Annotated in this window: 13 protein-coding genes; 6 read left to right on the plus strand and 7 right to left on the minus strand. The window is 57.0% G+C overall.

All coding sequences use genetic code 11. The features are described 5' to 3' along the window. The first annotated feature begins 11 nt into the window (after positions 1-11). The 4 genes from B2344_RS00545 to B2344_RS00560 all read left to right on the plus strand — a co-directional run bounded on the left by B2344_RS00545 (position 12) and on the right by B2344_RS00560 (position 6,469). On the plus strand, positions 12-674 hold the full coding sequence (locus B2344_RS00545) for a PepSY-associated TM helix domain-containing protein (RefSeq protein ID WP_290484428.1): 663 nt from the start codon (positions 12-14) through the stop codon (positions 672-674). Between the two features lie 191 nt (positions 675-865). Then, on the plus strand, positions 866-1,606 hold the full coding sequence (locus tag B2344_RS00550) for an ImuA family protein (RefSeq protein WP_290484429.1): 741 nt from the start codon (positions 866-868) through the stop codon (positions 1,604-1,606). Next, positions 1,494-3,218, plus strand: a complete 1,725-nt coding sequence (locus B2344_RS00555; RefSeq protein ID WP_290484430.1) for a Y-family DNA polymerase — start codon at positions 1,494-1,496, stop codon at positions 3,216-3,218. The genes B2344_RS00550 and B2344_RS00555 overlap by 113 nt, the downstream gene beginning before the upstream one ends. Next, on the plus strand, positions 3,215-6,469 hold the full coding sequence (locus B2344_RS00560; RefSeq protein WP_290484431.1) for an error-prone DNA polymerase: 3,255 nt from the start codon (positions 3,215-3,217) through the stop codon (positions 6,467-6,469). Before B2344_RS00555 ends, B2344_RS00560 begins: the two co-directional genes overlap by 4 nt. An 18-nt stretch (positions 6,470-6,487) precedes the next feature. Here the strand turns inward: B2344_RS00560 and B2344_RS00565 are convergent, their stop codons facing one another. The 6 genes from B2344_RS00565 to B2344_RS00590 form a co-directional block, all read right to left on the minus strand. Further along, positions 6,488-7,975, minus strand: a complete 1,488-nt coding sequence (locus B2344_RS00565; RefSeq protein ID WP_290484432.1) for a PepSY-associated TM helix domain-containing protein — start codon at positions 7,973-7,975, stop codon at positions 6,488-6,490. Between the two features lie 18 nt (positions 7,976-7,993). Next, complete coding sequence (locus B2344_RS00570; protein WP_290484433.1) at positions 7,994-8,575, minus strand: hypothetical protein; 582 nt, start codon at positions 8,573-8,575, stop codon at positions 7,994-7,996. 12 nt (positions 8,576-8,587) lie between these two features. Continuing rightward, a complete protein-coding gene (locus B2344_RS00575) occupies positions 8,588-10,765 on the minus strand; it encodes a TonB-dependent siderophore receptor (protein ID WP_290484434.1) in 2,178 nt (725 codons plus the stop codon). Positions 10,766-10,956: 191 nt separating this feature from the next. Then, complete coding sequence (locus tag B2344_RS00580; protein WP_290484435.1) at positions 10,957-12,084, minus strand: Sb-PDE family phosphodiesterase; 1,128 nt, start codon at positions 12,082-12,084, stop codon at positions 10,957-10,959. A 58-nt stretch (positions 12,085-12,142) separates the two neighbouring features. Then, positions 12,143-13,720, minus strand: a complete 1,578-nt coding sequence (locus tag B2344_RS00585) for an alkaline phosphatase D family protein (protein ID WP_349679767.1) — start codon at positions 13,718-13,720, stop codon at positions 12,143-12,145. An 81-nt stretch (positions 13,721-13,801) separates the two neighbouring features. After that, positions 13,802-16,471: a TonB-dependent receptor plug domain-containing protein gene (locus tag B2344_RS00590; protein ID WP_290484436.1), complete on the minus strand. Its 2,670-nt coding sequence runs from the start codon at positions 16,469-16,471 to the stop codon at positions 13,802-13,804. Between the two features lie 211 nt (positions 16,472-16,682). Here B2344_RS00590 and B2344_RS00595 point away from each other — a divergent pair, with 211 nt between their 5' ends. Further along, positions 16,683-17,453 carry an HAD-IIA family hydrolase gene (locus B2344_RS00595; protein ID WP_290484437.1) on the plus strand — a complete coding sequence of 257 codons (771 nt, stop codon included), beginning with the start codon at positions 16,683-16,685 and terminating at the stop codon, positions 17,451-17,453. Position 17,454: 1 nt separating this feature from the next. Here the strand turns inward: B2344_RS00595 and B2344_RS00600 are convergent, their stop codons facing one another. Further along, a complete protein-coding gene (locus tag B2344_RS00600; protein ID WP_290481632.1) occupies positions 17,455-18,357 on the minus strand; it encodes a MurR/RpiR family transcriptional regulator in 903 nt (300 codons plus the stop codon). Positions 18,358-18,524: 167 nt separating this feature from the next. On the opposite strand from B2344_RS00600, the gene B2344_RS00605 reads away from it, so the two are divergent. After that, a complete protein-coding gene (locus B2344_RS00605; protein WP_290484438.1) occupies positions 18,525-19,457 on the plus strand; it encodes a phosphate/phosphite/phosphonate ABC transporter substrate-binding protein in 933 nt (310 codons plus the stop codon). Positions 19,458-19,482 lie beyond the last annotated feature (25 nt).

Raw genomic sequence — 19,482 nt, forward strand, 5'->3', positions numbered from 1 at the left:
CAATACAGATAATGAGCCCTGACGGAATGAGCCTCTCCCAGACCGCCCCCGCAAAACGCGCATCCTTGAAAATGTTCATCAAGCGTCAGGTGCGAACCGTTCACTGGATGTCTGGCGCGCTCTGTCTTGTCGGCATGATGCTGTTCGCGGCGACTGGCATTACGCTCAATCATGCCAGCGATCTTACCTCAAAGCCAAAAACCATCGAAGGCGAGAGCATCCTGCCAGGCGAGCTGGTCACGCTACTTGATGAACATGCGAAGACTGGCGCCGAGTCCGGCCTGCCCGCCGAGGTCGCGACCTATCTCAAATCTGAGACGAGCTTTGATACATCAGGCCGCCCGGTCGAATGGACCGATTTTGACGCGTATATCACCCTGCCCCGGCCCGGTGGAGATGCCTGGATCAGCATTGACCGTGAGACCGGCGAAGTCATGTTCGAAAAAACCAGTCGCGGCGCGGTCGCCTATCTCAACGACCTGCACAAGGGCCGAAATACTGGCTTCGCCTGGACATTGTTTCTCGACCTGTTCGCCATTGCAGTTGTCTTGTTCTGTGCGTCAGGGCTCTGGTTGCTGCAGATGCATTCCACGCGCCGCCCCAGCACATGGCCACTTACGATTGCGGGCTTTGCCTTGCCGATCCTGCTGCTTCTTGTTTTCACACATACCTGACGGCCGACACGCGGGCATTTGTCGCCAGCGTCAGCACTGCTCCACAGATCTTTCTGCTACGGCTTGGCCAACCTCGTCCTGAATAATCCATTACAGGACAAGTCCGTCAGAAACCGCCACTGTACCTGTTGAAATCCTTTCTGCTCGACGGAGTCAGTTGACTCAATGTGATAAGAACAAATAATGAACAAATGGCCTCAATCCCATCTTCCCTGAAGGACGCGTTTCATAGCTTCCCGCCTCAGCAGCAGCCGAGCCTGTCTTTTCCACTCGGTCTGGGAGAGGCAGGTGTCCATGAGATCTGCGAGGCCTCACACGGGGACTTTCCGGCGATGACCGGCTTTGCGCTCGCGGCACGCACACGTCGCAAGGGCCCTGTTATCTGGATCCGCCAGTCCAGCCTGAAACAGGCCCATGGCGGCCTCCTTCAGGCTGGCTGCCGAGAAGTCGCCCCGGACCTGCCCCCAAGCCTGAACATCACCCCGCGCAAGCCTGCAGAAGCTCTCTGGGCCACCGAAGAAGCCATCCGCTCCGGTGTGGCCTCACTGGTGATTGCAGAATTGGAGGATGCCAGTTTCACCGCCTCGCGCCGTCTCGCACTTGTATCCGGGCGGCATGGCACGCCGGTCATCCTGTTGATGCCCTATACGCGGGACGGCGCCACCGCTGCCAATGTCCGGTGGCGTCTTTCCCCCCGTCCCTCATCCCCCAACCGTTATGACACGCATGCCCCCGGAGCGCTCCGCTGGAAGGCTGTGCTCGAACGGTCCCGCCAGGCCCCGCACATGGCAGGGCAATCCTTTGATCTGGAGCTTGACGATGAAACGCTATCTTTGCGTGTGGTTTCCGGACTGGCCGCTGACCCGGCTCCGGCGCGCTCGCCGCGGCCTCAGGACCGGATCGGCCCGCCCGGCCTCCGGCAAACCGCCTGATCCCCACCTGCCCTTTGCCCTGCTTGAAAACAGCACCAAGGGTCTGCGCATCGCCGCTGCCAATGACCCTGCCCGTCAGCTTGGCATAACAGAGGGGTTGGTCTTCACCGATGCACGGGCCCGCGTGCCCAACCTTGTTACCGAGGACATGGACCCGGTCGCCGACATCCGTGCCCTGTCCGCACTTGGCGACTGGATGATCCGGTTTACGCCGCTGATCGCGATTGATGGCACTGACGGCCTCATCCTGGAGACCACGGGGTGCGAACACCTCTATGGCGGCGAACTGGCCATGATGGAGACACTATCCGATCTGCTGGAGCGCAATGCCATCCCGCACAGGCTGGGCCTTGCCGGCACGCCGGGCGCAGCCTCCGCTCTGTCCCGTGCTGCGCCGGGCACCTGCCTGAAAGAAGGCGAAGAACAGGCTGGCCTTGCCGAACTTCCCGTCGCAGCCCTGCGCCTGTCGCCTGACACCGAAACCCTGCTGCGCCGCTTCGGCCTCACGCGGATCGGCCAGCTTTACGGCATCGATCGTAAAGCTCTGGGGCGGCGCTTCCAGTCAAGATCCGCCGCCGATGCGGTACTCCTAAGGCTCGACCAGGCCTTGGGCCTGCGCCATGAACCACTGGCGCCCCTGCGTCCCCTGCCGATCCGATCCGCCCGGTTGAACTGTCCGGAACCGATTGCCACCAGCGAAGCCATCGGAATTGGCCTCGAACAACTGGCGCAGGATCTGTGTGAGGCCCTCGGTGCGGCTGGTCTCGGCGCGCGGCACTTTCTGCTCATGGCTTTCAAGTCTGACGGTACACGCGCTGAACTGGAAGTGAAGACCGCCCGCCCTGCGCGTGAGCCGAAACACATTCTCCGCCTGTTTCGTGAACGGATCGATTCGATTGACCCCGGCTTTGGTATCGACCTGCTTTTGCTCGAAGCCCATCGCACGGACAAGATGGAGACCAGCCCCATGGCGCTGTCGGGCGACCTCGCCTCGACGGACATGAACACTGCCGCCCTGTCCGCGCTGGCCGACCGGATCATGGCCCGGCTGGGCGAACACACCGTAAGCCTTGTCCAACCACGAGAGAGTCATGTGCCGGAACGCGCCGAACGGCAAGTGCAGTTCATCGGCGATGTCCCGGCCCTCGCCACCCACAGCACGGCTGCCGGACCGCGCCCCATTCGCCTCCTGTCCTCACCGGAACGCATCACAGTCATGGCCGAAGTGCCGGACGGCCCGCCGCTGCGCTTCATCTGGCGTCGCGTGCCGCGTACAGTGACGCGGGCCGACGGACCTGAACGGATCGCTCCGGAATGGTGGACCCATATTGCCGTGCCACAGCCCCCGCCAGCGCTGAGAGGCCAGGCCCGCCAATGGCTCACCCCCAAAATGGACCCGCGTGCCGATGCTGCCCAGATCGCGCATGTGCGCGCAGATCTCGAGGCCATGCTGGATGCCCCATCCGGACCGGTAAAGCTCCTCCCGCGCGCGCGGGACTATTACCGTGTAGAGGACGCGGAGGGGCGGCGTTATTGGCTGTTCCGGGAAGGACTTTATGGCGATGGGCGTGGCGGCGCGCCCGAATGGTATGTACACGGCCTCTTCGCATGACCGACTATGCCGAACTCTCCGTTACGACGAATTTTTCTTTTTTGCACGGTGCCTCACATGCAGAAGAACTCGTCCTGACCGCCAAACAATTGGGGCATGTCGCCATCGGTGTTGCAGACCATAATACGCTTGCCGGTGTCGTGCGCGCCCATATCGCGGCAAAAGAAGCCGGCCTGCCTCTCCTCGTCGGTGCGCGCCTCGTGCCGACGGACGGCCCGGAAGTGATTTGCTATCCAAAGAACCGGACAGCTTATGGGCACCTTTCGCACCTTTTATCGGCCGGTAAATTGCAAGCGGAAAAAGGCGACTGCCTGATCACGCTGGAAAACATTCTTGCCCATGCCGAAGGACAGGTCTTCATTTTCCAGCCGCCGGACAAGTTAGACACGACCTTTGCCAAAGTCCTGGAACGGTTCGCGGCACGCGCGCCAGGCAACGTCTATGTGGCGGCCAGCTATGCCTATCATGGCCGTAATCGGGAACGGATTGCCCGCCTCGCCGATTTTTGCGCCCGGCAGGGTGTACCGATCGTGGCGACAAATGACGTGCTCTACCATACCCCGGAACGCCGCCCGCTGCAGGACGTGCTCACCTGCATCCGCACGCACTGCACGATAGAGCAAGCAGGCTACCGACTGGAGGCCAATGCTGAACGTCATTTGAAATCACCAGACGAAATGGCTCGACTTTTCAAAGGGTTCGAGCCAGCCTTGCATCGAACCGTCAAGATCGCAGAGCGCTGCAACTTCAGCCTAGATGAGCTTTCCTACGAGTATCCCGACGAACCTGTCCCGGTGGGAAAGACACCGCAGGAACACCTTCATGACCTCACCTGGAAAGGCGCGCAATGGCGCTATCCGGATGGCATTCCAGGCAAAGTCAGCGCCGCCCTCAACAAGGAGCTCGCCCTGATCGAGGAGCTGGATTATGCGCGCTATTTCCTGACCGTGAACGATATCGTGGCTTGGGCACGCGAGCAGGACATCCTATGCCAGGGGCGTGGCTCCGCAGCGAATTCGGCAGTTTGCTATTGTATAGGAATCACCAATGTAGACCCGGCCCTGACCAGCCTCCTGTTCGAACGATTCCTGTCAAAGGAACGCAAAGAGCCACCGGATATCGATGTCGATTTTGAACATGAGCGCCGCGAGGAAGTCATTCAGTATGTCTACAATCGCTATGGCCGACACAAGGCGGCCCTGACCGCCACGGTGATTTCCTATCGACCGCGCTCGGCCGTGCGGGAGGTCTGCAAGGCGCTCGGCCTGACCGAAGATATATCCGCCGCCCTCGCCGGAACGGTCTGGGGTAGTTGGGGCAGCGCCATCAATCCAGATCAGATCCGCCAGGCCGGGCTCGACCCGGCCAATCCAATGATCCGCCGGGCCATTCTGCTCACCCAGCAGCTGATTGGTTTCCCGCGGCACCTGTCACAGCATGTCGGCGGCTTTGTTCTGACGCGCGGACCCTTGGTCGAGACAGTCCCCATCGGCAATGCCGCCATGGACGAGCGCACTTTCATTGAATGGGACAAGGACGATATTAATGCCCTCGGTATCATGAAGGTGGATATTCTGGCCCTCGGCATGCTGACCTGTATCCGGAAGGCATTTGACCTGCTTCAGCTGCACAAGGGGTTGGAGTATACACCCGCCACCATCCCACAGGATGATGAGGCCACGTATGAGATGCTCTGCGAAGGTGACAGCCTCGGTGTATTTCAGGTGGAAAGCCGAGCACAGATGAACATGCTGCCGCGCCTGCGGCCACGTACTTTCTATGACCTTGTAATCGAGGTCGCGATCGTCCGGCCCGGCCCCATTCAGGGTGATATGGTGCATCCCTATCTGCGTCGCCGGAAAGGCCTTGAAACCATAACTTATCCTTCACCGGCACCTGAGCATGGACCGCCAGATGAACTCGAACGCATCCTCAGTCGCACGCTGGGCGTGCCCTTGTTTCAGGAGCAGGCGATGCAGATTGCCATGGATGCTGCAAAGTTCTCAGCCGATGAAGCCAATGGTCTGCGCCGGGCGATGGCCACTTTCCGCAAAATGGGGACGATTGGCAACTATCAGGACATGATGGTCGAGCGTATGATCGCGCGCGGCTATGATGCGACCTTCGCGGCACGATGCTTCGACCAGGTGAAGGGCTTCGGCGAGTATGGATTTCCAGAAAGCCATGCCGCTTCCTTTGCCCACCTTGTTTACGTCTCGAGCTGGCTAAAGCGGCATCATCCGGATGTTTTCTGCGCAGCGCTGCTGAACAGCCAGCCCATGGGCTTCTATGCGCCCGCGCAGATTGTGCGGGATGCCCGCGAGCATGGCGTGGAAATCCGTCCCGTGGATGTGAATCTTTCGGATTGGAACAATACGCTGGAACCAACGGACGGGACATATTGTGCTGTTCGTCTCGGTTTCAGACAGGTGGACGGTCTGCGCGAAGACGAGATGGAAGCGATGATGATTGCCCGGGGCAATGCCTACGACCACCCAGAAGATATTCGCCGACGAGCAAGAGTCAGCCGCCGGTCGCTTGAACTACTCGCCGCAGCAGATGCATTCGGCTCAATGCAGCTTAGCCGGCGCGAGGCCCTATGGAGCGTACGTGGCGAAACCAGCGGCAACACGCTGCCCCTGTTCGCCGCAGCTGATGCGGCAGAACAGGGAGCCGAACAGGTGCCAATACTCCCCCTCATGCCGCGCTCAGAACAAGTCCTGCAGGATTACCAAACGACCCGCCTCTCATTGAAGGACCATCCGGTCTCCTTTCTGAGAGCGGGCTATAACAGGATGGGCGTCGTCTCAACGCAGGAGGCGTGCCATTTGCCAAATGGTGCACGGGTTCAAACGGCAGGTGTCGTACTGGTGCGTCAACGCCCGGGTTCGGCCAGCGGGGTCTGTTTCATCACCATTGAGGACGAGACCGGCATCGCCAATCTGGTTGTCTGGCCGAACGTGTTCGAACGCTTTCGGCCAGTCGTGATGGGTGCGCGTGTCTTGATGGTGAAGGGCCGCGTTCAAACCGCCGACAATGTTACCCACATCGTGGCGAACCAGTTGATAGACCGGACGGGAGACCTTGTTCACCTGTCAGAGGATATTGGAGATGATCCGTTGAAAAGGGTTCTCGACCGCGCCGACGAGGTCACACGCCCAATTCCCGAACGCAAGGGCCCGGCACAACGGACAAGCGGTCAACACCCCCGCAATGTCCGAGTGATCCCGCGAAGCAGGGACTTTCATTGAAGTCAGGCATAGTTTGCCTCAGCCAGCCTGAACAGTCGTCGCTGGCTCTGCACTGAACCGCTTGGACCAAAGCGCCTTCGCAACAAAAGCTCCCCCTGTGGCAAGCAGAGCCACGGAGATGGTCACCATGTAGGCATTGGTCCAATCCATGTCGCCGCGCAGCAGATGAACCAGAGATGCAGAGAGCAAGGCCGCGCCAAAGATTGCACGAAACATCAGGCCCGCCGACGCTGCACTCATCCATGCAGTTGCAACACCTGAAAACACGATTGATCCAAGCCAGAACATCGCGATCAGCCAACCGCCACTGACACCCAGAAGACTAACCGTCAGCGTAATCGGGAACATGGCCATACTGCCCCAGATCCAACCACTCCACATCGCTTCCAGACGCGGTGCCGCACGCCCCTTCTCGCGGCGCTTGAGGAAATAGATGTTCAAGCCGGTGGCAACGACAATACAGAGCATGATGCCCAACAGGAAATAGATCGACTTCATCAGCGCGCCGCCGAAATCACCGAAATGAAGCCGATACATCGACATGGCGATCTGTTGACCAACCGGCCCGTCGGAATTGTGCCCGGTCGCAAGCAACTTGCCATCCGTCGAATAGGTATAGGTTTCCCCATAAATCAGGCGATTGGTCTCGTCGCCATAGATCTCGATGTGCTGACTTTTGGTTCCAGGCTCATGAATGATCACAATGAAAGGGTTTGCCTCAGGTATATCGCGATCGAGATTGATGAGCGCCGTATCCACGCCGGTAATTGGTGCAGGCGTGGCGTCAGCTTCGAGGATTTCACCGCCGAAGATCGCCTCACTAAGCTTCTTCGTGTCGCCACCAAAATTGGTCTGTGCAAAAACGAATGCCACGACACCGAACAGTCCGATCATCGCACCAGTTCCCGCCACAGCAATGAGGAAAGGCGTCGTCCAGACGCTGAGACGATTATGAAGGTCGGCCTGAGCCAGCCGCGCCTGGCCGGTGCGCCGAAATCGGAAAGCATCCCGGAAGATACGCGGATGCGCGAGCAGTCCCGAGACTGACATAGACACGAGCATGACACCAAATATGGCAACAATGATGATGCCGAGACTGTGCGGCATGGTGAGATAGTAATGGAGTTCAATAAGGAAATCGTTCCAAGGCGCCTCCAGTTGGCGCACGAATTCACCGGACTCATTCAACACGAATATGCCATTGTCCCCACCAGCCACAAAACGGGGCCAGTTTTCCCGCGGAGGATACATGTAGAGATGCGTCGTTTCGGGATCGCGCTTGAGCACTTCTTCGGCAGTCGCTTGCATCACGGATGGAGAAACTTCGTGCACCGTCGGAGTGCCCGCTTGCTCCCACCATTCCAGCTCGTCCTCAAACACGGCAATCGTGCCACTCACACAGATGACAAATAGCAAAGCGCTGATTACCAGCCCCATGACAGAGTGCGCCGACAGGGCGGAATCAACACGTTCACTTGAAGATTTTGGCCAGAGGGATTTTGCCATAGGAAGAGTCTCGACAAGCTAAATGAGAGCGGCGCAGAGCACGGCCGCCAAGGCGACCACCACATAGACGCTGCGACGTAATTTGCGTTTTTCTATGAGCACCAACGTGCTCAATACGGCCCATAGGGATAAGCTGACGAGGAAGGCCACCACCACGGCATTCGTCGGATTGCCTATTTCCGGTTTGGTAAGGCGCAGGAGCGCCCCTCCAGCATATAGAGAGATCGCACCTGCAGCCGGTCCGGCCAGCAGAAACGTCCATATTCCGGAACCGATGTCGGCTGTCATCTGCAAGGGTGACCGGCGTGCGCGATCAGGTACCTCGCGATTTCGGACAGGCGCTTGCAGGCCGTTGGTTCCGCGCAGCCCCGGCAGAGTGATCGCCCCGGCCACGATCAGCATCAGGAGCGAGGCGACCTGTGCGACACCGCGATCAAAATTGACAACAAACCATACGACAAGACTTGCGGCCACCAGCGCCCATCCGAGCACCAGAAGGACCGGGCGCCCCGGCTTGCGCCACACTGCGAAGAGCAGCGCAAGACCGAATATGCCTCCGACCGAGGCAAGGATCGCCAGGATATAGTCAGCATGGCTCATATAGCGCCCGCCTTAGAATTTGTAGCGCAGGCTGGCTACGACCGTTCGGCGCTGGCCAGGAAAACAATCCCCCCGCGTCAAGCAACCCGTGAGATAGTCTTCGTCGGTCAGATTGCGTGCATTGACCTGAAAATCCCATGTGTCCCACTCGTAACCGATCATCAGGTCGCCTAGCGTATAGTCTGGCGTCACGTAGCGGACGGTTCCGTTCTCGGAAACGGTCTCGCCCACATAACGGATACCTGCGCCTGATTTGAAACCGGACCAACGACCGTCTGGACGCCATGTAGTCCACAAAGACGCCTGCGTTTCCGGTGCAGCCGCCAACTGGAATCCGTTCGGGTCTTCCGCATCGAGCGTGGAAATGGATGCCTGCAGATAGACTTCATCAATCTGAACGTGGCTCTCGAATTCGAAGCCTTTCAGCTTGCCAACGCCTTCCTGTTGCGAGGCGGCACCCGGCAGGGAGTTCGGGTTGGACAAATTGGAGATTTCGATGTCGAAATAGTTGAACGTGATCAATCCCGGTAAGGCTTCAGGTTCATACTTGATACCCACTTCATACTGACGGGCCTCCTGAGGTTTCAGCGGATTGTTGGTGAGCGTATCAGTTCCGACAACGGTCTCGAAGGATTCCGAATAGCTGGCATATGGCGCAAAACCGTTGTCGAATCGATAGAGTACGCCAACGCTGGTCGATATCGCGTCGTCATCCTGGACGGTCGTACCGCTGTCATTCTCGACACTATCGCTGCGCAGGCCCAGCGTGAAACGCCAGTTTTCGTAGGATATCTGGTCGGAAAGATAGATGCCGAAGTCTTCGACGTTCGAAGCGGGTGTGTCACTGTAGATCGCGTCAAATGTCGCCTGGTCTGGATAGTTTCCATAAACCGGGTTCGCCAGATCGAGAACATAACGGAAGTCGCCGGCCAGAACCCCGCCGCCGAAATAGTATGCAGAGTCACTGTCGGTTTCGACGTCTTGATACTGCATCCCGGCGAGGACATGGTGATCGAACTTGCCGGTGGCAAATTCTGCGCGGAGGCGCAAGTCGCCTGCCATCTGGTCGAACGTATTGTCACCTTGATAGAATGTACGGGGCACGGTCGTGTCGGTGAACGTCAGTCCCTGCAGGTCTGCCGCAGCCTGCAAGGCGGGTGTGGCATCGAGAATCTGGTTCAGATAGCGCGGACCGTAGAAGACCGGCCAAGCTTGTTGATAGTCGGCCTCGCCGGACCGCCAAAGCGCCGTACCCTCCAGCTTGAATACATCATTGATGCGATGTTCACCCAACAAGGTAATTTGCTGTGAGTCCGTATTATAACGGTTGAAACCAGGCTCACCGGCATAGACATTGTTGTTCAGGTAGCCGCCTGAAGAACTGAGCGGATTGAGCGTACCTTCGACCGGAATGAACTGGGCAGCTGCATCGCTATCGGTATCCTGAAGAAGTCCGATCACTGTAAACTTGGTATCTGTCGTCGGCAACCAGCTGAGTGATGGCATGAAAACCGTCGTCGTCTCGTCAACCTGATCAATCTGCGTACCTGTGTCGCGATAGAGGCCAACCAGACGATACAGCAGCTTGCCATCTGAACCTGCGACTGGCCCGGTTACGTCACCTGCAATCTGGTAGTGATCATTGTTTCCCACTTGTGCCGCGATCTCGCCGCCAAAGTCTTCCAACGGCGTTTTCGACACATAGTTGACGATACCGCCCGGTGACCCCTGACCATAGAGTACCGAAGCTGGACCTTTGAGCACTTCAACTTGCTCAATCGTGTATACGTCGGCACGAGTGGAGTTGTAGCTACCGAAGAGTTCCTGAATGGAGTCACGATAACGCGGTATGCTTAGACCACGGGAGAATGGGAAATCACCGCGGGTTGAGAAGCCATAGGGCTCGGCAGTCACACCCGCCACATAGGTCAGCGTATCGACCAGCCGCAAGGCGCCCTTGTCTATGAACATGTCGGATGTTTCGACGGAGAGCGAGCGTGCCGTCTCGACGATCGGTGTTTCGTTCTTGGTCGCACCAAAAGATCCGGTCGTACCGGTCACGATCACCGTTTCCTGACGGCTCTCTTCGGCCCGGTCCGTGTCCGAAGTCTGCGCCCAGACCGGAGCGGCAGATGCCACACCTATAAGAAGCGCAACAGTACTGACAGCGCTGACCCGCGATACTCGCATCAAATTTACCCCTTGGATTTGCATTTATGAGAATGTGTCTCAGTATTAACTGCCGACTAGGGGAAATGTTATTGCAAGTCAATTGCATCTTGGGGTTTGAAATGAACTTTGCCGTCACGAAGAGGAAAGCGCACATCCCATGGGGATGTGCGCTCTGACAGGAGATAGGAATTTCCGGAACGATCCGAGAGCTATTGAGCGGGAATCGCTGTCACAAGACGTGTCGTCAAGGCTTTGCGAAAGCCAATCTGGGCGTTCAGTACATCAACGGTCAGAACCATCTGACCTTTGCCGGTTTTGGTGCGCACAGCAACCGCCGTCTCCCCATCCCGTTTTACATTCAGCACATCGCCGGTGTTCTGGAACGTTTCCTCTCCCTGATTAAGCAGAGTGAAATTTACCGGGCAAGTATTGACGATTTTCGCGGAGATCACTGTGTAGTCACGCACGGCCGGTTCAGCCTCAAGAGTGAGACAGGCATCAACCACTGCCTTCACATGCTCTTCCCGGCCGAGCAGGTCGTCATAAGACCAGGCCACTGTACGGCCATCAAACAAAGCCCGTTTGAAGGCCGCTTCGCTACGATCCGAAGCCAATACGAGCGTCATCGGGCGATGCCCGCCAGCTCCGGCACTATGGGTCCAATCCACAAGGCCATGGATGTCAGACGTGCCCATTACGGTCAGATTATTGTCTAGGGCAATCTGGAGCGCATGTTCGGAGTGCCCATCCAAAGTTCCATTCACGACCTCGATGCCCTGAAGCAGGCCCTCCGCGATCAGATCCTTGTGATAGTCACTGAGACGCGCAATCCCATCCGACACATGCGGCAACCAATTCGGATGGTTCAAGAACACAAACGCCCCTTGGGCCTTCGCCGCCTTCATGGCCTGCTTTGGTTCTTCAGTCAGAAGCGCGTTCGCATCACTCAGGAAGATGGCGTTGATATGCCCATAGGGCATATCGCGAGTGACCTCCGCGCCATTGATAACCATCAGGTCGAACTCCGAATCTGCCCGTACGCCTTCAGCAATCTCATAAGACCTGTTCCGGTCCGGATGCGGCATGTCGGCCTTGTGTGGCTGATGCTCCAAATGCTCAGTTACCGCCAGAACTTCCAGCCCGTCCAGATGGGCCTCCTTGACCCGAATGGACGGCCAGACTTCGCCGTCTGAAAATACCGAATGAGTGTGCAGGTCGGCGGCCAAAACGACGCTGCCATCTTCCGTGTCAGGAAACTCCACCGCACGCTCATGCGCAACAGCGGTGGAAACATAAAGCGATGTACACGCAGCAATCAGGCTGATCTTTGAAAACATGGGCTTGGTCCTCTTTAGGATAGGCACTTGGCTTGAGTGGTGCCGGGTTCGGGAAACATCAGATGTCTTTGGTTCGAATTTCAATATCGGTGAAAACAGGTGAATTGGCTCGGCCAGCATCCTCGACGACGCGGAACTCTCCATGACAATTGTCGGAGGTAAACGTGGCTCGCAGATAGCCCCGCTGCTGTCCATTCAAGTGGGAAACGTGAGGGTTCGCGCTCCGCATAACCTCCATATCCCGCGCCCAGGGGCACCCGGAGGAAATGGGACCACCCACGAGTTCATGGCCGATGCGCTTCGATGTTGGATCGAAGGGCTTTTCATACAGAGTCGATGCCATGGCGGTGTGCCAATCCCCTGTCAGGAAAACGGGGTTCGACACGTCATTTGCCAAGACGGACGAGAGCCGGTTGCGCGCAGCCGGATAGCCGTCCCAGCTGTCCACATTGGTGACCGGACCGTCAGGCGGCGCATTGTAGCGATAAGGAGTGAACCAGGTTTGCGTTGCGATGACATTGAAAGCGGAGCTGGACTGCTTGAGCTCACGGCTCAGCCAAGCTTCCTGTTCTGCACCCAACATGGTGCGAGCCGGATCTGTCGCATCTGAACAAAGCGGCTTGCGGCCATCGCCGCACGGCTGGTCCGACCGGAACTGACGCGTATCCAGCAAATGTATCTGAGCAGGCCCGAACACGTACTTGTTGTAGAGCTTCAGCGCAGGCCTCATATCTCGCAGAGTGGGCGGCTCTTCGATCGGCATATGCTCATAATAGGCCTTGAAAGCTGCATATTTACGAACCTGGAATTCGAGCTGCGTCTGCTTTTCCGGGTCCTGAGGCGTGTTTGAGGCCCAGTTATTATCGACCTCGTGATCATCCATCGCGACGATCCAGGGCGCAATAGCGTGTGCCGCCTGAAGGTGTGGATCGGAACGGTAGAGCGCATAACGATTTCGATAGTCCCATAAGGTGGTAATTTCGTCGCTATTGTGCTGGCGCACGGTCTCAAACAAACGCCGCTCCCCGCCCCCCACATCGCGCATCCGCGCGCCAAGCGGACTGATGCCGCCCTCATAGATATAATCTCCGGTATGAACGACGCAGTCGGGCACCCATTCCGCAAGATCACGATAGGCCGCGTAGTGACCGGACTCGTAGTGTTGGCAATAGGCCAGCGCGATCCTGGCAGAGTCGTCATCGGGGCTTGATGTTCGTGTCCGCCCGACAGGACTTTCTTCGTCGCCATAATAAAATTGATAGAAATACTCCCGACCCGGCCGCAAGCCTTCGATACGCACATGCACCGAATGTGCCTTGTCTTCGGCTGTGGTGGCGATGCCATCCATCAACGTCTTTCGCATTTCCTCATCAGTGCACACACGATATCGCACTTGCGCCACGCCCGACGGCATACCGCCGCCTTGCAGCGGATTGGGGGCCAGTCGCGTCCACAAAATCACACTGCTGGGCCGGGGCGATCCTGATGCGACGCCCAACGTGAAGTGCTGCTTGCCGTTTTGAGCGTTTGCCAGTTTAGGCACCCAAAGAGCAGCGCCAGAAGACGCCAGAAACAATCGACGAGAAAACATTGAGAGTCCTTCCATCCACACGCGAAGAGGGGTGGCTGCCGACATGTGGGACAGACGCCGGCAGCCTTTAATCATCCAATCGGGGCGAGCCTGCCCCTGTTCACACAGGGTCAGACCATTGGATGACTAGAACGAGTACTCGTACTGGATCCAGAACGAACGCGGTTTGCCGTTCCACCCATACTGGCGGTAGTATGCACTGTCGTTCGGGCCCACTTCTCCGCGCACCACGGCACGGTCCCGGCTATAGCCCGAGCCACCGGAAGCTCGCTCGTAATATTCTTCATCCAGCAAGTTCACGCCGCGAATGAGGAAACGGTGCTGCTTCTCCTCGCCAAGGAAATACTGAACAGATCCATTGAGGACGAAATAGTCACCGAAGTTCAGATCTTCGACTACTCGGTTTCCGTTCTCATCCACCATGCGCGCCAGGCTGGTGCCCGCATATGCCCATTCCGGCCCTTGCAAGCGCGGGTTCAGTGCAAATGTCCAGCGGTCTGTTGGCGTGTAGGTGATGAGGCCGGACAGCGTCCATTCCGGACGTTCTGAAGATTGGCGATACTCCGCGCTTCCAGCCTTCCCCGGCACGACAAAGCCAAGGTCGGTAGTGGAGCCATCCAGGCGCGCCATCGTTCCAAAGACTGGGTTCGGCTCCAGCGACTCCATATCAGTATAGCTGAAGTCTGCCTGCCACTGATCAAAGTCGAAAGCGACGTCAATCGTAAAGCCTTCAATATCCTGCTGACGCAGCGCGTTCACCGCAACTGTTTCGCCAGGATCATTCAGGCCCGCTGCAGCCGTGGCGCAGAATTCGCTCGGCGGAATGATGTTCCGACGGTTCTGTTCAATCGCTGCGGTGTCATTGTTCAGATTGTTGAACAATGGGTTTGCAACATCATTGGCATATTCATAACAGACCGCACCAATAGCCCGGCTGGAGAAAAGATTTTCGATTTCTGTTTCAAAGTACCCGATCTCGACATTGTAGGTTCCGCCAAAAATGTCACCATCGATACCGGCCCCGACGTTAAACGCGCTGACTTCCTGTGGTTCCAGACCAGGGTTGATGTTCGCGCCCGGTCCGAATGCGCCGATTTCGTCGATCTTCGGCAGACTGTACGACGTGCCGCCAGACCCCCGCGCATAGATACCGTATCCTAGGTTCTGACGCAGCCCGACTTTCCAGATCGACTGATCATCGAAATTGTCGTTGAAGTCCTGACGAGCGGCAAATGACCCACTGAAACCATCCAGCATTGGCAGGGAGAGCCTTAGGTCGCCATAGACACCCGTACTCGTGAGCTTGACATCCTTGACGCCGAATGAGTCATCAGAATTATCTTTATAGGTAGTATTCTGGAGACCTGCGACGAGTTCGATATACTCATTGACCGTATAAGTGGCCCGTGCATTCAGACCGTAATCGACATAACCAGACTCCCTCTGATCAGTCGTCCCGAAGCCTTTCGTCAGACCACCATCGCCGAAGCTGGCGGTAGATTGCACGACATATCCAATGGGTGCGCCGATTGGGAACGGATTCTGGTGCGTGCCGTAAGGCTGGCCGAAGTACGGGCTGTCTGGATCCTGATTGATGTAGAAATTGCTACCGCCATTCAGACGATCATCAGATGCGCTGCCCGCGCTCCCGACCGGATTGGTGACACAACCCGCAGCGAGACCGGAAATACCTGCCGCGAAGCTTTCGAACTCAGTTGCTGTAGAGAAGCTTGAAATCCCCTGACCCGCAGCAATGGCTTGAATATCCTCCGGCAAATCCGACAGGCGGGGGATCTGACAGATACGGGCATCAATCTCGTTATTCTTGAGCTGAGGGTCCTGATAGTGCGCCTCGATATTCAGCTTGAGCTTGTCATTGAAGCGATGCTTGAATTCGCCGGTGTAAATCGGGAACTCTGTGAAGTTCGGCTGAAATATAGTGCTTTGCGGGAAGGAGTCTCTGAAATCGATCGTCGTGTACGAAGCACCAAGCAGAAGCTCTGTCTCAGGTGCAATATCCCACAAATATTTGATCCCCAGACTATTGAAGCTGTATGGGAATTCGTGACGTCCGCCGAGCGCAAGCACATTGTCGCCATAGGCCTCCTCGTCGAAGAGTTCGTGCGCATCCGTCTCGTAGGAGCGGCCATAGACCAGCACGGAGTGTTTGCCGGCCTTGTCCAGAGGGAACGACATATTGCCATAATACTCGCGGGTTTTGAATGAACCGGCATAGACGCCGAATTCGCCTTTCTGAGTGCCGTCTGGGCGTTTCGTTTTCACGCTCACAACGCCCAGGCCGCCATTGGATCCGAAATAGAGGCTGTTGCCACCACGATAGACTTCAACACCGTCGATCATGCGCGGATCAATGGCTGTCGCGGGCCACAGATCTTCCAATGGAGACGAGCGATCAAAGAATGGGACGCCATCGACCAGCAACAAGGTATCGCGATCAGTGCCGCCATCAATGCGAATGGTGAACTCGCCTTCGTCCGGCGAATAGCCAATGTTCGCACCGCGGATCAGGCCTGAGGCCAATTCGCCAAAATTCGTGAACCCGCCCGTTTCAATTTCTTCCGAACTGATCAACTGAACTTGTGTGCCGTATTCAGCGAAGTCCACAGCGATGTCGGATGCGGACGCATCGACAGTCTGGCCTTCGACGCGAATAGTCTCAAGGCGGCGGGAATCTTCCTTGCTATCTCCCTGCTGTGCCAAAGCCGCCGGGATCGCCGCACTCGCCATCAGGACGCTCAAACCGAATTTCAAACTTCTGTTCTTATCAAGTCTCATCGCTGGTCTCTCCATCTAACCCCAACACCCGCCAACCATCAGCGGGCTGTGGCCGAGCGCGATTGACGCCGCTTGCCACGAGGCTGCTCTAGAGGCGGAACGCGACACTTAGATGAAGATTCGAAAAACATTGCGTGAATGATATTTACTTCAGTGAAGATTTGTAATTGAGCATTTCTCAATAACAAATTGTCCTTCATCGGAGTGGAATATGCCCTACGCGTTCGCTACGCCGCGATCTGAAGAAATAGCCAACATGGGCCGGTCGGCCAAAGGGTTTCTCGTAGACTGGGATGGCTGCTGCGCACTCGGCAATACGTTGGTGCCCGAGGCCGCAGACTTCCTGCGCGCCAATCAAACACGCACCGCGATTGTCTCGAACAACTCCACATGCACGCCGGACGACTTCTTGCACATACTGGCCTGTAACGAAATTCAATTGGAACGCAACCAAGTCATCCTGGCGGGGATGGAGGCGCTCAAACGCGCAACAGGTTTTGCTGGCGCAAAGGTTATGGTGCTTGGTGATCCGCACATGCGCGGAACCGCCAAGAAAATGGGGATAGACCTGACTCAGGAGGCTGCAGACGTGGTCGTACTGCTCCGCGATGTACGCTTCACCTATCGCCGCCTGGAACGCGCGGTAAACTCCTTGAGCAATGGGGGCCACCTCATCGTCGCCAATCCCGACCAAACCCACCCCGGGAAAGACGGGGGAATAAAGCCCGAAACGGGCGCCCTGCTTGCGGCCATCAGAGCATGCGTGAAACTGGATGAAACAAAAATAGACGTCGTGGGAAAACCCTCCCCACATCTGTTCCAGATGGGATGCCAGGCGCTTGACCTGTCACCGGATCAGGTTGTCATGCTGGGTGACAACCCTGCAACGGATCTCGCTGGCGCAAACGCGTTGGGAATCAAGGCGGTCCTGACCTCCGCCAAATCACCGGATGTGTTTGAGATACTGCTAGAAGCGCAATAGGCTAGAAGCGCTTTAGCGACAGCACATCGAAGGTCTTGCGAAGCGTTTCGGTTGCCCGGTCATAATTGGCCAGCGCGAGTGCTGCAATCAGCGCATCCAATACGCATAGCTGGGCGATCCGGCTGGTCATGGCCTCGGTCCGGAACTTGGTTTCCCGAGCCATGGTGAAAAGTTTCACATCCGCGTAGGCCTGCAGCGGCGAACTCGAAAAATTGGTCACGATGATCGTCTTCGCGCCCGCATCCTTGGCCAATCTGGTTGCGGCCAGTGTCTCATGCGTTGCACCAGAGTGCGAAATGGTCAGCACCGCCACATCAGGGCCCGTTTGCGACGCGCTGATGGCCTGGACATGACTGTCCACCACCACCCGCGCATCAAGACCTATTCGCAGCATGCGATACTGCGCATCTTCCGCAATGGGCGCGGACGAACCTATTCCGTAAATTTCAACTCGCTTGGCTGCCCGAATAATATCCACCGCTGCGGATACGGCGTCGGCGTCCAAAATCGAGAGCGTGTCCTTCAGCGCCTGAACCCCAGCATGGAAGGTCTTCCGACACACAGTCGGCGTGTCATCTGTCGGTTGCAGATCTTCATGAATGAACTGAACCGGTTGCACCACTTCTTGGGCGAGGCTGAGCTTCAGTTGCTGAAAACCGGAAAGATCCAATTGGCGGCAGAAATTGATAACACTTCCATCACTGGCACCGGTCGCTTCAGCCAGTTCGGTAACCGACATCCCAACCACTTGTCGGGGATTGGCGAGAACGAAGTCGGCAATCGAACGCGTACTCGGCCCAAGCGAGGGATGCCGCACTCGAATGCGCGTCATGACATTGTCGACTATCGCCACATCAGACCGTCGCTTCGGCGCCACTTTCCGCTTCGATTTGCTCTCAGACATACACGCCCCTCTGGATTTCACACTCTTATAATTGAATTCTACTCAATTATTATCAAGGATATATGAATTGCGTAACACCAATGTCACAAGCCGATGCTACGTCTCTCACTATCGATGCTGCGGCGCACCAAGCTCATACGCAGCGAGGTGAATTTGGGAACTCGGACATGCGCATTCTGTCGACCATAACGCTTCTCCTGCTAACCGCCATGCTCGCGTTTACAACGCACGCTCAGGAAGCCGGCAGCCCGCAAAAGCCTCTTCGCGTCATGCTTATCCCCGCAGATGGTGGTACGGAAGACGGTACGAAAGCCGATTTTCAGCCATTGTTTGATGCCATTACGCGATCCAGTGACTTGCATTTTACCGTCAGTACCGGGCAAAGCTATGCCGCCGTGATAGAAGCCATGTGCGCTGGCCTGACAGACGTCGTCTGGTATGGCCCGGCCTCCTATATAGAGGCGCGAGACCGCGGATGCGCGCAATTGTTGGCTGTCGAAGAACGCAATGGTTCATCCACTTATTATGCTGGTCTGTTTGTCGCGGCAGATTCCGACGTAAATTCTGTATTCGATCTTTCCGGCGGGTCGCTCGCACTGGGATCAAGTCACTCCGCCAGCAGCTTTGCGTATCCGCTTGTCATGTTGAGAGACGACGGGCTCGATCCGCTAAAGGATCTATCAGCCTTGCGGATCACGGGAAGCCACACCAACAGCCTGTTGGCATTGAAGAACGGGTTGGTAGATGCTGCAGGCGCGTCTTTCGTGTCGTTCGAACGTGCGGTGAACCAAGGTAGCCTGGATCCACGCGCATTCCGGGTGCTCACCAAATCGAAACCAATCCCGAATCCACCCATAGCGATGAACACCGCATTGCCAGCAGACATCAAAGCAAAGCTCAAGCGCGCCATGGCAAATGTACATGAGGCTGAAGGCATTGGTCCGGCCGCCATTCGGGGATATGGCGGCAAGCTTGTGGATCGCTACAATACCGAAGTTGACGAAACCCTGTTTGATAGCGTGATCTCCGCGACATCTTTTCTGGATGACGACTATATGGCCGCGATCCTGCGCAAGGCTGACGCAGCTCAACGCGGCTGATATCTTTTCACCACGGCACAATTTC

This window comes from Hyphomonas sp. UBA3195, from assembly GCF_002366485.1.
In the GTDB taxonomy this organism is placed as follows: domain Bacteria; phylum Pseudomonadota; class Alphaproteobacteria; order Caulobacterales; family Hyphomonadaceae; genus Hyphomonas.